General features: G+C 71.0%; 14 protein-coding genes. 8 read left to right on the plus strand and 6 right to left on the minus strand.

Annotation, left to right across the window (positions count from 1 at the left end; genetic code table 11):
- Positions 1–8: 8 nt before the first annotated feature.
- The 4 genes from JDV09_RS11550 to gluA form a co-directional block, all read right to left on the minus strand.
- A complete protein-coding gene (locus JDV09_RS11550; RefSeq protein ID WP_221369267.1) occupies positions 9–887 on the minus strand; it encodes an amino acid ABC transporter permease in 879 nt (292 codons plus the stop codon).
- Positions 888–918: 31 nt separating this feature from the next.
- Positions 919–1,599: an amino acid ABC transporter permease gene (locus JDV09_RS11555; RefSeq protein WP_221369268.1), complete on the minus strand. Its 681-nt coding sequence runs from the start codon at positions 1,597–1,599 to the stop codon at positions 919–921.
- Between the two features lie 68 nt (positions 1,600–1,667).
- Complete coding sequence (locus JDV09_RS11560) at positions 1,668–2,501, minus strand: glutamate ABC transporter substrate-binding protein (protein WP_221369269.1); 834 nt, start codon at positions 2,499–2,501, stop codon at positions 1,668–1,670.
- 41 nt (positions 2,502–2,542) lie between these two features.
- Positions 2,543–3,271 (minus strand): glutamate ABC transporter ATP-binding protein GluA, encoded by a 729-nt coding sequence (gene gluA, locus JDV09_RS11565; RefSeq protein ID WP_221369372.1) that lies wholly within the window; start codon positions 3,269–3,271, stop codon positions 2,543–2,545.
- A 148-nt stretch (positions 3,272–3,419) separates the two neighbouring features.
- On the opposite strand from gluA, the gene miaB reads away from it, so the two are divergent.
- Together miaB and JDV09_RS11575 are read left to right on the plus strand one after the other, a co-directional pair.
- The gene (gene miaB, locus JDV09_RS11570; protein WP_221369270.1) at positions 3,420–4,988 is read left to right on the plus strand and encodes a tRNA (N6-isopentenyl adenosine(37)-C2)-methylthiotransferase MiaB; all 1,569 of its coding nucleotides are present in this window, start codon (positions 3,420–3,422) and stop codon (positions 4,986–4,988) included.
- Entirely contained in the window at positions 4,985–5,593 is a 609-nt protein-coding gene (locus JDV09_RS11575) for an Rv2732c family membrane protein (RefSeq protein ID WP_221369271.1), read from the plus strand. Before miaB ends, JDV09_RS11575 begins: the two co-directional genes overlap by 4 nt.
- Positions 5,594–6,458: 865 nt before the next feature.
- On the opposite strand, the gene JDV09_RS11580 is transcribed toward JDV09_RS11575, so the two are convergent.
- Positions 6,459–7,859: a DUF349 domain-containing protein gene (locus tag JDV09_RS11580; protein ID WP_221369272.1), complete on the minus strand. Its 1,401-nt coding sequence runs from the start codon at positions 7,857–7,859 to the stop codon at positions 6,459–6,461.
- A 187-nt stretch (positions 7,860–8,046) separates the two neighbouring features.
- Here JDV09_RS11580 and JDV09_RS11585 point away from each other — a divergent pair, with 187 nt between their 5' ends.
- The 6 genes from JDV09_RS11585 (at position 8,047) to JDV09_RS11610 (ending at position 14,445) form a co-directional block, all read left to right on the plus strand.
- Positions 8,047–8,922 (plus strand): DMT family transporter, encoded by an 876-nt coding sequence (locus tag JDV09_RS11585; protein WP_221369273.1) that lies wholly within the window; start codon positions 8,047–8,049, stop codon positions 8,920–8,922.
- Between the two features lie 24 nt (positions 8,923–8,946).
- Positions 8,947–9,642 carry a class III extradiol ring-cleavage dioxygenase family protein gene (locus JDV09_RS11590; protein ID WP_221369274.1) on the plus strand — a complete coding sequence of 232 codons (696 nt, stop codon included), beginning with the start codon at positions 8,947–8,949 and terminating at the stop codon, positions 9,640–9,642.
- Positions 9,639–10,565 (plus strand): tRNA (adenosine(37)-N6)-dimethylallyltransferase MiaA, encoded by a 927-nt coding sequence (gene miaA / locus JDV09_RS11595; protein WP_221369275.1) that lies wholly within the window; start codon positions 9,639–9,641, stop codon positions 10,563–10,565. The genes JDV09_RS11590 and miaA overlap by 4 nt, the downstream gene beginning before the upstream one ends.
- A gap of 4 nt (positions 10,566–10,569) precedes the next feature.
- Positions 10,570–11,442, plus strand: a complete 873-nt coding sequence (dapF, locus tag JDV09_RS11600) for a diaminopimelate epimerase (RefSeq protein WP_221369276.1) — start codon at positions 10,570–10,572, stop codon at positions 11,440–11,442.
- 45 nt (positions 11,443–11,487) lie between these two features.
- On the plus strand, positions 11,488–12,900 hold the full coding sequence (gene hflX / locus JDV09_RS11605; RefSeq protein ID WP_221369277.1) for a GTPase HflX: 1,413 nt from the start codon (positions 11,488–11,490) through the stop codon (positions 12,898–12,900).
- 213 nt (positions 12,901–13,113) lie between these two features.
- Positions 13,114–14,445 (plus strand): DEAD/DEAH box helicase, encoded by a 1,332-nt coding sequence (locus JDV09_RS11610; protein ID WP_221369278.1) that lies wholly within the window; start codon positions 13,114–13,116, stop codon positions 14,443–14,445.
- On the opposite strand, the gene JDV09_RS11615 is transcribed toward JDV09_RS11610, so the two are convergent.
- Positions 14,418–16,706: a molybdopterin-dependent oxidoreductase gene (locus JDV09_RS11615; RefSeq protein WP_221369279.1), complete on the minus strand. Its 2,289-nt coding sequence runs from the start codon at positions 16,704–16,706 to the stop codon at positions 14,418–14,420. The genes JDV09_RS11610 and JDV09_RS11615 overlap by 28 nt on opposite strands.
- Positions 16,707–16,766 lie beyond the last annotated feature (60 nt).

The following is a 16,766-nucleotide window of genomic DNA, read 5'->3' on the forward strand; positions in this document are numbered from 1 at the left end:
CATGGAGATCAGGTGCCCCGGCTCTGGTCGCCGGCGGCCTCCATCGCGGCCACCTCTTCTGGTTCGGTGCCCTTGCGCGACTGCCGCAGCCGACGCTCCAGCCAGGTCGCGAACCACGACAGGGTGAAGTTCAGGCTGATCATCAGCAACGCGATCACCATCAGGGCGGGGATGTAGTTGCTGTACGCCGAGCCCACCTGGGTGCCCTGGCGCACCATCTCGACGAAGGTGATCTGATAACCGATCGCGGTGTCCTTGAGCACCACCACCAGCTGGGAGATGAGCACGGGCAGCATCGACGTGATGGCCTGCGGCAGCAGGATCGAGCGCATCGTCTGGCCCCAGGACAGACCGAGCGCGGAGGCGGCCTCACTCTGGCCGCGCGGCAGGGCGTGCACACCGGCACGCACGATCTCGGCGATGACCGCGCCGTTGTAGAGAGTCAGCGCGGTGATGACCGCTGCCAATGCCAGCTGCCTGGACGGAAAGAGGTTGTAGACCGCGAAGAACGAGAACGCGAAGATCATCATGATCAGCACGGGAACGGCGCGGAAGAACTCGACGAACACCGAGCTCGTCCAGCGGATGGCGGTGTGCGTCGACAACCGGCCCACCCCGAGCACGAAACCCAGGATCAGCGCCAGCACGATCGACACCGCCGCAGCGGTCAGGGTGCCCTGGATACCGGGCAGCACGTAGGTGGTCCACAGGTTGCTGGTCAGAAACGGTGTCCACTTGTCGGCATCGAGCTGGCCCTTGGCCGCCAACCCCCGGTAGACGAACCACACGACGACCAGAACCGCGACCACGGTGGTCACCGAGATGATCCGGTTGCGGACCCGAGCGCGGGGGCCCGGTGCGTCGAAGAGAACCGATGCTCCGGTCATCGGGACTGTCCGTTCTTCGCGCGAGCGCTCATCACCGCACCACCGCCATCCGTTTACCCAGCCAGCCGAAGAACAGCCCCATCGGAAGTGTCAGCACCAGGAACCCGAGCGCGAAGATCCCGCCCACCACCAGCGTCGCCGCGGTGTTCTCGATCATCTCCTTCATCAGCAGCGCCGCCTCGGCCACTCCGATCGCCGAGGCGATCGTGGTGTTCTTGGTCAACGCGATCAGCACCGAGCCCAGCGGGATGATCACCGCCCGAAACGCCTGCGGCAGCAAGACGATCCGCAGATTCTGGCCGAAGGTGAGGCCCAACGAGCGGGCGGCTTCGGCCTGCCCCAGCGGCACCGTGTTCACACCGGAGCGCACGGTTTCGCAGACGAACGCCGCCGTGTAGACCGTCAGGCCGAGCAGTGCCAGCCGGAAGCCGCTGTCCTCGATGAAGGTCGTCGACTGCCGGCTGGCCAGCGTGATCCCCAGGGTCTGGGACAGGCCGAACGAGCAGAACAGGATGATCAGCGTCAACGGGGTGTTGCGCACGACGTTGACGTAGGCGGTGCCCAGCCAATTCATCATCGGCACCGGCGCCAGCCGCATCGCAGCCAGCACGGTGCCGAGCACCAGCGCACCGATCGCCGAGAACACCGTCAGCTGGATCGTCGTCCAGAACGCTTCGAAGATCCGCTGGGAGTACTCGCTGAAGATCTCCACGGGCGGCGGTCCTTATCTGCTGTCGTCGACTGCTCGGTCCCGGAGGCGTTGCTGCTACCGCTCGGTTCTCAGCACGCGTCCGGGGTCGGCGGAGTCGGGGCGGGCAGTCCCGCCGGGCCGAGGTTCTTGTCCCAGGCCGCCTTCCAGTCCCCGTCGGCTTCCATCTTCTTGATCGCGTCGGTGATCTTGTTGCACAGCTCGGTGTCGTCCTTCTTCAGGCCGATCCCGTAGTTCTCCACCGAGAACGGCTCGCCGACGATCTTGAATGCGCCGGGGGACTGGGCGGCGTAGCCGGCCAGGATGGTCTCGTCGGTGGTCACGGCGTCGACAGCGCCGTTCTTGAGTGCCTCGACGCAGGCCGAGTAGGTGTCGTACTGCTGCAGCTGTACGCCTTGGTACTCGTCTTTGATCTTCTGCGCCGGCGTCGAGCCCGACACCGAGCACAGGATCTTGTTGTTCTCCAGGTCCGCCGGGCCGTTGATGTCGTTGCTGTCCGAGCGCACCAGCAGGCTCTGGCCGGTGACCAGGTACGGGCCGGCGAAGGACACCTTCTCCTTGCGGGCATCGGTGATCGAGTACGTCGCCGCGATGAACGTGACCTGGCCGTTCTGGATCAGGGTCTCGCGCTGCGCCGACGGGGACTCCTTCCATTCGATCTGCTCCGGGGTATAGCCGAGCTGACCGGCGACGTAGGTCGACACATCGACGTCGAAGCCGCTCATCGTGCCGTCAGGGTTCTTCATGCCGAGGCCGGGCTGGTCGAACTTGCTGCCGATGACGATCGTGTCGCCGCCACCGCCGCCACCGCCGCTGTCACCGCCGCACGCGGTCGCGGCGAAGGGCAGCGCGATGGCCAGAGCGACGGCACCGATGACGCGCTTGGACAATGATGTCGGGGACATGAGGATGATTTCCTTTCGTCGGGCATCCGGTCGTGGTCGGGTCAGTGGTGCAGGATCTTGCCCAGAAAGTCCTTGGCCCGGTCAGACTTCGGGTTCTCGAAGAATTCGATGGGTTCGGCGTCCTCGACGATCGCACCGTCGGCCATGAACACGACGCGGTTGGCGGCCCGGCGGGCGAACCCCATCTCGTGGGTCACCACGACCATCGTCATGCCCTCACCTGCCAGGGAGGCCATCACGGCCAGCACCTCGTTGATCATCTCCGGGTCCAGCGCGCTGGTCGGCTCGTCGAACAGCATCACCTTGGGGTTCATCGCCAGTGAGCGGGCGATCGCCACCCGCTGCTGCTGGCCGCCGGAGAGCTGCGCGGGGTACTTGTCGGCCTGGTTGGCGACCCCGACGCGCTCGAGCAGGCTCATCGCCTTCTCGCGGGCGGCCGCCTTGGCGGTCTTGCGCACCTTCATCGGCGCCAGCGTGACGTTGTCCAGAATTGTCTTGTGCGCGAACAGGTTGAAGGACTGGAACACCATTCCGACGTCGGACCGCAGTTGCGCGAGCTTGCGGCCCTCGGCGGGCAACACCTCGCCGTCGATCTCGATGGTCCCCGAGTCGATGGTCTCGAGGCGGTTGATCGTGCGGCACAACGTCGATTTGCCGGAGCCCGACGGTCCCAGCACGACGACGACCTGCCCCTTGCCGACGTCGAGATTGATGTCCCTGAGGACATGGAGAGCGCCGAAATGCTTGTCGACGGCCGTCATCGAGATCATCGGCACTTCGCGGGTGTCCGAGGGGCTCTCCATGCGTGTTGACCTTACCCAGGTAGTGCCCAGCCTGCCGGGAAGTCGGCAATCCGGTCGGATCGCCGCCGCGCGGCGCCCGTCGGATCCGGTGTCCGCGGGTCCGTAGAATGGCGCCGTGACTTCCTCGGTGACGGAGCAGACCGCCGGGCCGCTGCCCGGTGGCCGCGGCGACCGCACCTACCAGGTCAGAACATACGGCTGCCAGATGAACGTGCACGATTCCGAACGGCTCGCCGGCCTGCTCGAGGCGGCGGGGTACCGCCGCGCCGACGACGGGGCCGAGGCCGACGTGGTCGTGTTCAACACCTGCGCGGTGCGGGAGAACGCGGACAACAAGCTCTACGGCAACCTGAGCCATCTGGCTCCCCGCAAGCAGGCCGATCCGGACATGCAGATCGCCGTGGGCGGGTGCCTGGCCCAGAAGGATCGCGACACCGTGTTGCGCAAGGCGCCGTGGGTCGACGTCGTGTTCGGCACCCACAACATCGGTTCACTGCCCGCGCTGCTGGACCGTGCCCGGCACAACCGGGTCGCCCAGGTCGAAATCGCCGAGGCGCTGCGGGAATTCCCGTCGACATTGCCTGCGAGCCGCGAATCGTCCTACGCCGCATGGGTTTCGATCTCGGTCGGGTGCAACAACACCTGCACGTTCTGCATCGTCCCATCGCTGCGGGGCAAGGAGGTCGACCGCAGGCAGGGCGACGTCCTCGCAGAGGTTCGTTCGCTGGTCGAGCAGGGCGTTGTGGAGATCACCCTGCTCGGGCAGAACGTCAACGCCTACGGGGTGTCGTTCGCTTCGGACGAGCGCTTGCGCGAGGACACGACGACTTGGGCCGACGAACCCCGCGACCGCGGCGCCTTCGCCAAGCTGCTGCGGGCCTGCGGCGCCATCGACGGTCTGGAGCGGGTGCGATTCACCTCGCCGCACCCCGCCGAGTTCACCGACGACGTGATCGAGGCGATGGCCGAGACCCCCAACGTGTGCCCGACACTGCACATGCCTCTGCAATCCGGTTCGGACCGGATCCTGCGCGCGATGCGGAGGTCCTACCGGGCCGACCGCTACCTCGACATCATCGAACGGGTGCGCGCGGCCATCCCGCACGCGGCGATCACCACCGATCTGATCGTCGGATTCCCCGGCGAGACCGAGGCGGATTTCCAGGCCACGCTGGACGTCGTGTCGGCCGCCCGGTTCGCCGGCGCGTTCACCTTCCAGTACTCCAAGCGACCCGGCACCCCCGCCGCCGATCTGGCCGACCAGGTCCCCAAGGCCGTTGTCACCGAGCGATACCAGCGCTTGATCGAACTGCAGGAGCGAATCTCGCTGGAGGAGAACTCGGCCCAGATCGGTCGCACGGTCGAGCTTCTGGTGGCCACCGGTGAGGGACGCAAGGACGCCAGCACCGCCCGGATGTCCGGGCGTGCCCGCGACGGCCGGCTGGTGCACTTCGCGCCGGGGGAGTCGGCCGCACAGATCCGCCCCGGCGACGTCGTCGTCACCACCGTGACCGGTGCCGCGCCGCATCACCTGATCGCCGACGCCGGCCTGCTCGGGCATCGGCGCACCCGCGCCGGTGATGCCCACGCCGAGGGCCGCAAACCGCGCACCGGCGTCGGGCTGGGTATGCCCGGGATCGGTCGACCCTCGGCCTCCGTCGTCACAGGGGGTTGCGCCCGATGAGCGACCCGGTAGCCGGCGGCGGCGAATCCCGGGACTTCACGGACTTCAAGGGCGATATCGACGCCGCCGAGCGCCGCATCGCCCGCGAGATCGATCCCGGCGCCCGCGCACTGGTCATCGCGATTCTGGTGTTCGTGCTGTTGGCGACCCTGCTGTTGCCGCACGCCGGTCCGGCGCGGGGACTGGACGTACTCGTCGGTTCGGACGTGGCCTCCGAGGTGGCGATCTCGTTGCCGTCGCGGGTCTTCGCCTGGATCGCGCTGGTGTTCGGCGTCGGGTTCTCGATCACGGCCCTGGTGACGCGCCGGTGGGCGCTGGCCTGGATCGCGCTGGCCGGCTCCACCGTCGGATCGTTCCTGGGCGTGCTGGCGATCTGGTCGCGTCAGACCGCGCCCGGTGACCATCCCGGTCCGGGTATCGGGCTGATCGTCGCGTGGATCGCGATCATGGCGCTGACCTACCACTGGGCGCGGGTGGTCGCGGCGCGCACCATGCTTCAGCTGGCCACCGAGGAGCATCGCCGGAGGCTGGCCGCGGAGGGGCAGAGCAAGACGCTGCTGGACACGCTCGGCGAGGAGACCGACGGCGGGCCGTCGCAACGGTGACCGACGGCGGGCCGTCGCAACGGTGACCGACGGCGGGCCGTCGCAACGGTGACCGACGGCGGGCCGTCGCAACGGTGACCGACGGCGGGCCGTCGCAACGGTGACCGACGGCGGGCCGTCGCAACGGTGACCGACGGCGGGCCGTCGCAACGGTGACCGACGGCGGGCCGTCGCAACGGTGACCGACGGCGGGCCGTCGCAACGGTGACCGACGGCGGGCCGTCGCAACGGTGACCGACGGCGGGCCGTCGCAACGGTGACCGACGGCGGGCCGTCGCAACGGTGACCGACGGCGGGCCGTCGCAACGGTGACCGACGGCGGGCCGTCGCAACGGTGACCGACGGCGGGCCGTCGCAACGGTGACCGACGGCGGGCCGTCGCAACGGTGACCGACGGCGGGCCGTCGCAACGGTGACCGACGGCGGGCCGTCGCAACGGTGACCGACGGCGGGCCGTCGCAACGGTGACCGACGGCGGGCCGTCGCAACGGTGACCGACGGCGGGCCGTCGCAACGGTGACCGACGGCGGGCCGTCGCAACGGTGACCGACGGCGGGCCGTCGCAACGGTGACCGACGGCGGGCCGTCGCAACGGTGACCGACGGCGGGCCGTCGCAACGGTGACCGACGGCGGGCCGTCGCAACGGTGACCGACGGCGGGCCGTCGCAACGGTGACCGACGGCGGGCCGTCGCAACGGTGACCGACGGCGGGCCGTCGCAACGGTGACCGACGGCGGGCCGTCGCAACGGTGACCGACGGCGGGCCGTCGCAACGGTGACCGACGGCGGGCCGTCGCAACGGTGACCGACGGCGGGCCGTCGCAACGGTGACCGACGGCGGGCCGTCGCAACGGTGACCGTCCGCTAGCGGCGCTTACCCAGCGCGTCGGCCGCCGCGTCGGCCCACTGGCGCCACTGCTCGGCGTTGGCCCGGGCCTGCTCCGCGTCCTTGGTCCGGCCCGCGGCGGCCGCCTTCTCCGCCTGGCGTTCGTACTGCTCCGCGCGGACGCGGAACTGGTCGGCGCGCGCCTGCGCCTCGGGGTCGACACCACCGGTGGGCGCGTCGCGGATCTTCTTCTCCACCACGCGCAGGCGGCGTTCCAGGTCGGCGCCGCGCTCACGGGGCACCTTGCCGATGGCGTCCCATCGGTCACCGATGGCGCGCAGCGCCGCCCGCGCGCCGTCCAGATCGGAGGTGTCGAGCCGCTCGGCCTCGGCCAGCAGCGCCTCCTTGGCCTCGGCGTTGGCCCGGAACTCGGCGTCGCGTTCGGCGGTCACCGAATTGCGCGCGGCGAAGAACTTGTCCTGGGCGCCCTTGAACCGGTGCCACAACGCGTCGTCGACGTCCTTGGCGGCGCGTCCCGCGGCCTTCCACTCGGTGAGCAGGTCGCGGAACGTCGCGGCGGTGGAGCCCCAGTCGGTTGAATCGGACAGCGCCTCGGCGCGCTCGCACAGCTCTTCCTTGGCCCGCCTGGCTCCGGCGCGCTCCCGGTCGAGTTCGGCGAAGTGCGAGCCGCGGCGGCGGTTGAACATCTCGCGGGCCGCCGAATACCGCTTCCACAGGGCGTCGTCGGTTTTGCGGTCCAGGCCGGTGATCGTCTTCCACTCGTCGAGGATGGCGCGCATCCGGTCGCCGGCGGACTTCCACTGCTGGGAGTTGGCCGCCAGCTCCTCGGCCTCGGCCGCGAGCGCTTCCTTGCGGGCAGTCTGTTCGGCACGGGCCTCTTCGCGCCGGGCCTTCTCCTCCTGGGTGGCGCTGGCGGCGTGTTCGACGATCTCGCTCAGACGCGCCGCCAGGGAGTCCACGTCGCCCAGCACGTGCGCCGTCGGCAGCGTCTCGGCCAGCGCGGCGGCTGCCGAGCGGATCTTGCGGGCATCTCCGGAACCGGAGGCCAGCCGCTGCTCCAGCAGCAGCACCTCGGTGTGCAGGTCGTCGAACCGGCGCCCGAAGTGGGCGTAGGCAGCCTCGGCGTCGCCGGCCTGCCACGAGCCGATGGTGCGTTCGCCGGACGCGGTGACGAGCCAGACGGTGCCGTCGGGGTCGACCCGGCCGAACCGGTGTGGGTCGCTGCTCGGTATGACGCTGACGGCCGGGGCCGCGGAGGGTGCAGCCGGGCGTGGGCCGGGCCGGGCCGGGCCGGGTTTGGGTCTCGGGCCGGCCGACGGCGCCGGTTTCGGGGCCGGCGGGGGTGACGGCGCGGCGGCGGCAGTGCCGGTCACGTGCTGCTCGGCGTCCTGGGATCCGCCCGGTTCGGTGATGGTCATGTTTCGGTTACCTCGTGCCCTCCGCGCGCAGAACCGCGCACCTGCCGCGCACCGCGGCGCCTACCAGCTGATCGGGAACACCGGTGAGCGCTCCCGAAGGCTATTGAAACAGGTCAGCGGCCGCTGTGCCCATGCCTTGCCGATGGCCGCTCTCTATCCTCGGTGCCAAACCCCGGGGAGGTCGCCGATGGCGAAAGCGGATATCGCCGCTCTGCTCGCCCTGGCCGCCGCCTTCTTCATCGCGGTCGGCAATGTCATCCACCAGCGCTCGGCCCGCGATGTCACCGGGGATCAGGCCGGTGGTCTCGAGCTGTTTCTGCGGTTGCTGGGGAATGGCCGGTGGTGGCTGGGCAGTGGGGTGGCCGCCGCCGGTTTCGCGCTGCAGGCCACGGCGCTGGGACTGGGATCGGTGCTGTTGGTGCAGTCGCTACTGGTCACGTCGCTGTTGTTCGCGCTGCCGGTCAGCGCCCGGCTGGCGCACCGCCGGGTGACCCGGTGGGAGTGGCTGTGGGCCGCCCTGCTGGCGGGCTCGGTGGTGGTCATCGTGACCGTCGGCAACCCGACGGCAGGACAGTCGCGCGCCTCGCTGGCGACCTGGCTCGGTGTCGTCGCCGTACTGGGCCCGGTGCTCGTCCTGTGCGTGCTGGGTGCCCGCATGTGGTCGGGCCCGATCAGCGCCGTGCTGCTGGCGGTGGTGTCCGGCGCGTTGTGGGGGGTGTTCGCGGTGCTGACCAAGGCCGTGGTCAACCGGCTCGACGTCACCAGCTGGGCGGGACTGACGGAGCTGGTGCGCACCCCCGAGCTGTACGCGTGGGCGCTGGTCGCGATCGGGGGCACCGCGATGCAGCAGGCGTCCTTCGGTGCCGGTGCGCTGACCGCGTCGCTGCCGACGATGACGGTCGCCGAGCCGATCGTCGCGTGCGTGCTGGGCGTGGTGGTGCTCGGCGAGACCATGCGGCCGGGCGACACGGGAGGGTTGATCCTGGTCCTGGCGGTTGGCGCGGTGGTCGCCGCCACCGCGGCGCTGGCCCGCGGTCAAGCCGTCACCAGGGCGCCCGCCTGAGCCGGTGCGGCTAGTTTGGGTGGCGTGCTGAACGCCATCGCGATCGTTTCGTCGGCACCGGTCATGGTTCCCGAACTGGCCTCCTCGGCCGCTACCGAGACCGCCGACCTGCGGGAGGCCGCGCTGTCCGCGGTGGCCGGCCTTCCGTCGAGGTGGGTGGGCATCGGCGCGGCGGCCACCGACAGCGTGGCCGGCCCCGAGGCGGTCGGGACGTTCGCCGGTTACGGGGTCGACGTGCGCGTGGGGCTGTCGGCCGAGGCCGTCGAGTCGGGGCGGCCGCCCATGCCGCTGCCGCTGTGCGCGTTGATCGCGGGCTGGCTGCGGGGCCGGGCGCAGCCGCAGGCGCGGGTCGAGATGCGGGCGGTGCCCGAAGACCTGGCGGTCGCCGAGGCCCTGGGGCTGGGATCGCGGCTGCGGGCCGAACTCGACGACGCCGCCGAACCGGTCGGGGTGCTGGTCGTCGCCGACGGGGCCAACACCCTGACGCCGCCCGCGCCGGGCGGCTACGACCCCGATTCGGTGCCGGTGCAGGCGGGCCTGGACGACGCGCTCGCCGGCGGTGACTGTGACGCGCTGACCCGGCTGCCGGCGGGCGTCGTCGGTCGGGCCGCCTACCAGGTGCTGGCCGGGCTGGCCGGTCCCGCGCCGCGGTCGGCCAAGGAGCTCTACCGCGGCGCGCCCTACGGCGTCGGCTATTTCGTCGGCGTCTGGGGACCATGACGCCGGTGCGCCCGCTGGCCGTGGTCGGCCCCACCGGTACCGGCAAGTCAGCGCTGGCGCTGGCGATCGCCGATCTGCTGGCCCATGAGCGGCCCGTGGAGGTGGTCAACGCCGACGCCATGCAGCTCTACCGGGGCATGGACATCGGCACTGCGAAGCTGTCGCTGCACGACCGTCGGGGCATCCCGCATCATCAACTCGACGTCCTCGACGTGACCGAGACCGCCACCGTCGCCCGCTATCAGCAGGCCGCCTCGGCCGACATCGAGGCGATCGCCGCGCGCGGCGCGCTGCCGCTGGTGGTCGGCGGGTCGATGCTCTACATCCAGTCCCTGCTCGACGAGTGGACATTCCCCGCCACCGACGCGACCGTGCGGGCCCGCTGGGAAGACCGGCTGGCCGAGATCGGCGTCGCCGCGCTGCACCGCGAGCTGGCCCGCGTCGACGCCGCCGCCGCCGAATCGATCCTGCCCTCCGACGGCCGCCGTATCGTGCGCGCGCTGGAGGTGGTGGAGTTGACCGGACGCCCGTTCGCCGCGTCGGCCCCCCGCATCGGGGAGCCCCGCTGGGGCGCGGTGATCATCGGGTTGGATTGGGAGACCGCGGTTCTCGACGAGCGGTTGGCACAGCGCACCGACATGATGTTCGCCGACGGTCTGGTCGACGAGGTCGTCGGACTGCTCGACCGGGGACTGCGCGACGGGGTCACCGCGGCCCGCGCGCTCGGCTACGCCCAGGTGATCGCCGACCTCGACGAAGGTGGCGACGGGTCGGGGGCGCGGGAACCGACATTCGTCGGCACGCGCCGCTACGTACGCCGCCAACGCTCCTGGTTCCGCCGCGACCACCGGATCAGCTGGCTCGACGGCGCCGCGGCGGGAAACGCCGACCGGGCCCTGCGGATCTGGCGAGACGTATCCTGAGCAGGTGAAGTTCGCCAAGGGGCACGGCACGGAGAACGACTTCGTGCTGCTGCCCGACCTGCCCGGCGCGCTGGATCTGACCGCCGGCGCGGTGGCCGCGCTGTGCGACCGCAGGCGGGGCCTGGGCGCCGACGGGCTGCTGCGGGTGACCGTCGCCGGCGCCGCGCGCGAGGCGGGTGTGGTGGACCGACTGCCCGAGGGTGTCGACGCCGACGACTGGTTCATGGACTACCGCAACGCCGACGGCTCGGTGGCACAGATGTGCGGCAACGGCGTGCGGGTGTTCGCCCACTACCTGTGGGCGGCCGGGCTGGAGGGTCGCCGGGAGTTCGTGGTGGGATCGCTGGCCGGCCCGCGGCCGGTCCAACTGCACTCGGTCGGCGACACGTTCGCCGATATCAGCGTCGAGATGGGCAAGGTCAACCAACTCGGCACCGGACACGCCGTGGTCGGTGGCAGGCGGTTCGCCGGGATCGCCATCGATGTCGGCAACCCGCACCTGGCCTGCGTCGACCCGGCACTGACCGTTGCCGAGCTGTCCGCGCTCGATGTCGCCGCGGCCGTGGAGTTCGACCGCGGCCAGTTCCCGGACGGGGTGAACGTCGAGGTGGCCACCGCCCCGGTGGACGGTGCGGTGCACATGCGGGTGCACGAGCGCGGCGTCGGCGAGACCCGCTCCTGCGGAACCGGGACGGTCGCGACCGCGGTTGCCGCGCTGGCCCAGACGGGCGAGGCCACCGGGACACTGGCCGTGCGTATCCCCGGCGGGCAGGTCAGCGTCCGGGTCACCGAGGCCACCAGCTACCTGCGCGGACCGTCGGTGCTGGTGGCGCACGGAGACCTCGCCGGGGAATGGTGGGCGGCACAACGCCGTTAAACGAGGTGCATGAAAAGTGATCTCCGTGCGAATCTTGATTCGCCTATGACCCATCCCGAATTTCCCGACCAGAACCCCAGCGCGGGCGAACTCGCCCTGGAGGACCGCTCGGCGCTGCGCCGGGTGGCCGGGCTGTCCACCGAACTGGCCGACATTTCCGAGGTCGAATACCGCCAGCTGCGGCTGGAGCGTGTCGTGCTGGTCGGGGTGTGGACCGAGGGCACCGCGGCCGACGCCGACGCCAGCCTGGCCGAGCTCGCCGCGCTGGCCGAGACGGCCGGCTCGGAGGTGCTCGAGGGTGTGATCCAACGGCGCGACAAACCCGACCCGGCGACCTACATCGGTTCCGGCAAGGCCGCCGAACTGCGCGACATCGTGCTCGCCACCGGTGCCGACACCGTCATCTGCGACGGCGAGCTGAGCCCGGCTCAGCTCACCGCGCTGGAGAAGGTGGTCAAGGTCAAGGTCGTCGACCGCACCGCGTTGATCCTCGACATCTTCGCCCAGCACGCGACCAGCCGGGAAGGCAAGGCGCAGGTGGCGCTGGCCCAGATGGAGTACATGCTGCCCAGGCTGCGCGGCTGGGGTGAGTCGATGTCCCGGCAGGCGGGTGGCCGGGCGGGCGGCGCCGGCGGTGGTGTGGGTCTGCGTGGCCCCGGCGAGACCAAGATCGAGACCGACCGGCGCCGGATCCGGGAGCGGATGGCGAAATTGCGCCGCGACATCCGGGCGATGAAGCAGGTGCGCGACACCCAGCGCAGCCGGCGGGTGTCCGGGGACACACCGTCGGTGGCGATCGTCGGCTACACCAACGCCGGCAAGTCCAGCCTGCTCAACGCGCTGACCGGCGCCGGCGTGCTGGTCGAGAACGCACTGTTCGCGACGCTGGAACCGACCACCCGCCGCGGCGAGTTCAGCGACGGCCGGCAGTTCGTGCTCACCGACACGGTCGGGTTCGTCCGACACCTGCCCACCCAGCTGGTCGAGGCGTTCCGTTCGACGCTCGAAGAGGTCGTCGACGCCGACCTGCTGCTGCACGTCGTCGACGGCTCCGACGCCAACCCGCTGGCGCAGATCAACGCGGTGCGACAGGTGATCCGCGACGTCGTCGCCGACCATGACGGCCGGGCGGCGCCGGAACTGTTGGTGGTCAACAAGATCGACGCGGCCGGCGGCCTCGCGCTGGCGCAGCTGCGCCAGGCGCTGCCCGGCGCGGTGTTCGTCTCCGCGCGCACCGGTGAGGGACTGGACCGGTTGCAGACGCGGATGGCCGAGCTGATCGTGCCGCGCGACATCATCGTCGACGTCACGATCCCGTACGACCGGGGGGATCTGGTGAACCGGGTGCACGCCGAGGGGCGGGTCGACGCCACCGAGCACACCGCGTCCGGCACCAGGATGAAGGCGCGCGTGCCGGTCCCGCTGGCCGCGGTGCTGAGTGAGTTCGCGACCTACTGACCTCGGCGTCTGCGGTCTGCGGGTCCACATCGGGTAGCATTGCCCGCGACGTCGGCCGCAGGCGATCGGTAAGGAACGAGCCGCCCAGGACAGCGCCGACAACCAACCACCACGGCGACATCGCCACTGTGTGCACACGTCCGCTCTGACGATCCCGTCGCGGCTGGGGGCACACGCCGCCCGACTCTTGCCGCAACGACAGGAAGACCCGACATGTCCACCCCCTCCTTCGCCGACCTCGGCGTGCCCGCAGCACTGGTGCAGGCGCTGACCGCGGGCGGTATCACCGATCCGTTCCCGATTCAGGTGGCCACCCTGCCCGATGCGCTGGCCGGCCGCGACGTACTCGGCCGCGGCAAGACCGGCAGCGGAAAGACGCTGGCCTTCTCCCTCCCGTTGGCCGCGGCGCTGGCCGGCCGGCGCAGGCAGCCGGGGCGTCCCTCGGGCCTGGTGCTGGCTCCCACCCGCGAGCTGGCCACCCAGATCACCGCCACGCTGGAGCCGTTGGCGACGGCGTGCGGGCTGCGGGTCACGACGATCTACGGCGGCGTCTCGCAGCACCGCCAGGTCACTGCGCTGCGTGCCGGCGTCGACATCGTGGTCGCCTGCCCCGGACGGCTCGAGGACCTGATGCGCCAGAAGCTGATCAGCCTCGACGGGGTCGCCGTAACGGTGCTCGACGAGGCCGACCACATGGCCGACCTCGGCTTCCTGCCCGGGGTGACCAGGATCATGGCGGCCACCCCGACCGGGGGCCAGCGGCTGCTGTTCTCCGCGACGCTGGACAACGGCGTCGACAAGCTGGTCCGGCGCTTCCTGAGCGACCCGGTCCTGCATTCGGTCGACGAAATCGCGGCCGCGCCGACACAGATGACCCATCACGTGTTCCACGTCGGGGGGGTCGAGGAGAAGAAGGACCTGGTGCACCGGCTGGCATCGGGCACCGGCCGGCGAATCCTGTTCATGCGCACCAAGCATCAGGCGCGCAAGCTGGCCAGGCAGCTGACCGAGGCCGGCGTGCCCTCGGTGGACCTGCACGGCAACCTCTCCCAGCCGGCCCGTGACCGGAACCTGGCCGCGTTCAGCAGCGGTGTGGCGAAGGTCCTGGTGGCCACCGACATCGCCGCCCGCGGCGTGCACGTCGACGATGTCGAGCTGGTGGTGCACGTGGACCCGCCGATGGAGCACAAGGCGTACCTGCACCGCTCCGGTCGCACCGCGCGGGCCGGTAGCGACGGCGACGTGGTGACCGTCGTGCTGCCCGAACAGCGCCGCGACACCCAGCAGCTGCTGCGCCGCGCCGGAATCACCGTGCGCCCGAGCGACGTCCACGCTGACTCGGCCGAAGTGCACGCGCTCGTCGGTGAGATCGCACCGCTGCGCGCGCCCGAGCCCAAGACCGCGCCTGCGGCGAAAAGCCCCGGTCCGCAACAGGATCGCAGTAGCGGCGGGCAGCGTCACGGCGGATCGCCGCGCAGCAGTCGCGCGCCGCGCCGGCGCAGGCCGCGTCGGGGCGCTCAGCGTGGGGCGATCACGGGCGGTTGATGGGCGCGCACCGGCGGCGGTTCGCCGGCGTGCTTGCAGACCTCGACCAGCACGTGCGCGCCGGTGCAGCCGTGCGCCAGCGCGGAGGTGCCGACGTCGTCGGTGAGCACGTTCGGGTTGCCGTGCACACACATCGAGTCCGGATCGGCGGGGTCTGCGGGGTCGAACCACGCCCCGGTCGAGAGCTGGACCACCCGCTCACGCACGCCCGCGTCCAGCACCACGCCGGCCAGGCAGGCGCCGCGGTCGTTGAACACCCGGACCACATCGCCGGGCGTCAGCCCGCGCGCGGCGGCGTCGGCCGGATTCATCCGGATGGGTTCTCGTCCGGCCACCTTCGAGCGCTGACTGGCTGGTCCACCGTCGAGCTGGCTGTGCAACCGGCTGGCGGGCTGGTTGGCCAACAGGTGCAGCGGATACCGCGTCGCACGCGGACCGCCGAGCCATTCGGTCGGCTCGAACCACTTCGGGTGTCCGGCGCAGTCGTCGTAGCCGAAACCGTCGATGTCGCGGGAGAAGATCTCGATGAGACCCGACGGTGTGGCCAGTCGGTGCCGTTGCGGGTCGGCGCGGAAATCGGCCAGCAGCGTCAGGCCCTCCTCGGTGGGCAGTCGCAACCGGCCGGCCCGCCAGAAGTCGTCGAAGGACGGAACGCCGAAATCCAGCGTCTGCGCCCACGTCTGATAGAGGTGGCGCAACCATTGCGCGGCCGAGCGGCCCTCGGTGAACCGGTCTCCGAACCCCAGCCGGGTCGCCAGCGCGGTGAACGTCTCGTAGTCGTCGCGGGCCTGCGCGTAGGGTCGGGTCAGCTGCGGCATCGCCATCAACAGCGGATCGTTACGCGAGCCCGAGAAGTCTTCGCGCTCCAGCGATGTGGTCGACGGGACGACGATGTCGGCGTGCTTGGCCATCGCGGTCCAGTACGGGTCGTGCACCACGACCGTGTCCGGCCGGCTCAACGCCCGCCGCAGCCGCGGGATGTTCTGGTGGTGGTGAAACGGGTTGCCGCCGGCCCAGTGGACCAGCCGGATGTCGGGGTAGCGCAGCCGGGAGCCGTTGTAGTCGAACGGCTCGCCCGGCTGCAGCAGCATGTCGCTGACCGCGGCGACCGGGATGAACGAGGAAACCGGGTTGACGCCCTGCGGCAGGCGCGGCAGGCCGCACCGCAGCGGGGCGAGGCCCGGTTCGTTCATCGACCCGTAGCCGTGGCCGAATCCGCCACCGGGAAGACCGATCTGGCCGAGCATCGCGGCCAGCGTCAGCCCCATCCACGGCGCCTGCTCGCCGTGCCGGGTGCGCTGCAGCGACCAGCTGACGGTGACGATCGTGCGGCCGGCCGCCATCCGCCGCGCCAGCGCGCTCAGGTCATCGGCGGCCAGCCCGCAGATCGGGGCGGCCCACCGCGGTGACTTGGGCACGCCGTCGGTCGCGCCGAGCAGATAGCGCTCGAAGCGCTGGTAGCCGGTGCAGTACGTGGCCAGGAAGTCGCGGTCGACCAGCGACTCGGTGGCCAGCACGTGGGCCAGTGCCAGCATGGTCGCCACGTCGGTGCCCGGCACCGGCGCGAACCAGTCGCAGGGCCCGGCGACGTCGTCGCGCAGCGGGGACAGCGACACGATCCGGCCACCGCGGTCACGAAACCGGTTGAGCGCGTCGCGGGCCGGGTGCGCGGTGGTGCCGCCGTGGTTCACCGCGGTGTTCTTGGGTGCCAGCCCGCCGAAACACACCAACAGGTCGGTGTTCTCGACGATGACGTCCCACTGCGTGGACCGCTTGAACAGGTCGTCATGGGTACCGACCACCCGCGGCATGATGACCCCGGTGGCGCCCAGGCTGTAGGAGTGCCGCGAGAACGTGTAGCCGCCGAGTCCGTTGAGGAACCGGTGTAGCTGGCTCTGTGCGTGATGGAAGCGACCCGCGCTGGCCCATCCGTAGGAGCCGCCGTAGATTGCCTCGTTGCCGTGGGTGTCGACCACCCGGCGCAGCTCGCCGGCCAGCAGCTCGGTGAGCTCGTCCCACGACACCGCGACGAAGCCGTCGGCGCCGCGGCGGGCGTCCGGCCCGGGGCCGTGCTCGAGCCAGCCGCGGCGCACCGCCGGGGTGGTGACCCGGGACGGGTGCCGCACCGACCCGGGCAGGTTCCCGAGGGCAGGGGAGGGATCGGTGTCGCCGGACAGTGGGCGGACCGCGGCGACGTCGCCGTCGCGGACCGTGGCGGTGAACGCGCCCCAGTGCGTGAGGCTGCTCGAGGCGGATGCCACCCGACGAGTCTATGCGGGCGGGCGCATTGCCCACCCGAGGCGCAGTCGACCAACCGACCG

The sequence above is a fragment of the Mycolicibacterium xanthum genome (assembly GCF_019710635.1).
In the GTDB taxonomy this organism is placed as follows: Bacteria; Actinomycetota; Actinomycetes; order Mycobacteriales; family Mycobacteriaceae; genus Mycobacterium; species Mycobacterium xanthum.

Coding starts and splice junctions, on each gene's coding strand:
- miaA (WP_221369275.1), top strand. CDS start 9,639: ATGACGCCGGTGCGCCCGCTGGCCGTGGTCGGCCCCACCGGTACCGGC.
- gluA (WP_221369372.1), bottom strand. CDS start 3,271: ATGATCTCGATGACGGCCGTCGACAAGCATTTCGGCGCTCTCCATGTC.
- JDV09_RS11550 (WP_221369267.1), bottom strand. CDS start 887: ATGACCGGAGCATCGGTTCTCTTCGACGCACCGGGCCCCCGCGCTCGG.
- JDV09_RS11585 (WP_221369273.1), top strand. CDS start 8,047: ATGGCGAAAGCGGATATCGCCGCTCTGCTCGCCCTGGCCGCCGCCTTC.
- JDV09_RS11560 (WP_221369269.1), bottom strand. CDS start 2,501: ATGTCCCCGACATCATTGTCCAAGCGCGTCATCGGTGCCGTCGCTCTG.
- hflX (WP_221369277.1), top strand. CDS start 11,488: ATGACCCATCCCGAATTTCCCGACCAGAACCCCAGCGCGGGCGAACTC.
- JDV09_RS11575 (WP_221369271.1), top strand. CDS start 4,985: ATGAGCGACCCGGTAGCCGGCGGCGGCGAATCCCGGGACTTCACGGAC.
- JDV09_RS11610 (WP_221369278.1), top strand. CDS start 13,114: ATGTCCACCCCCTCCTTCGCCGACCTCGGCGTGCCCGCAGCACTGGTG.
- JDV09_RS11580 (WP_221369272.1), bottom strand. CDS start 7,859: ATGACCATCACCGAACCGGGCGGATCCCAGGACGCCGAGCAGCACGTG.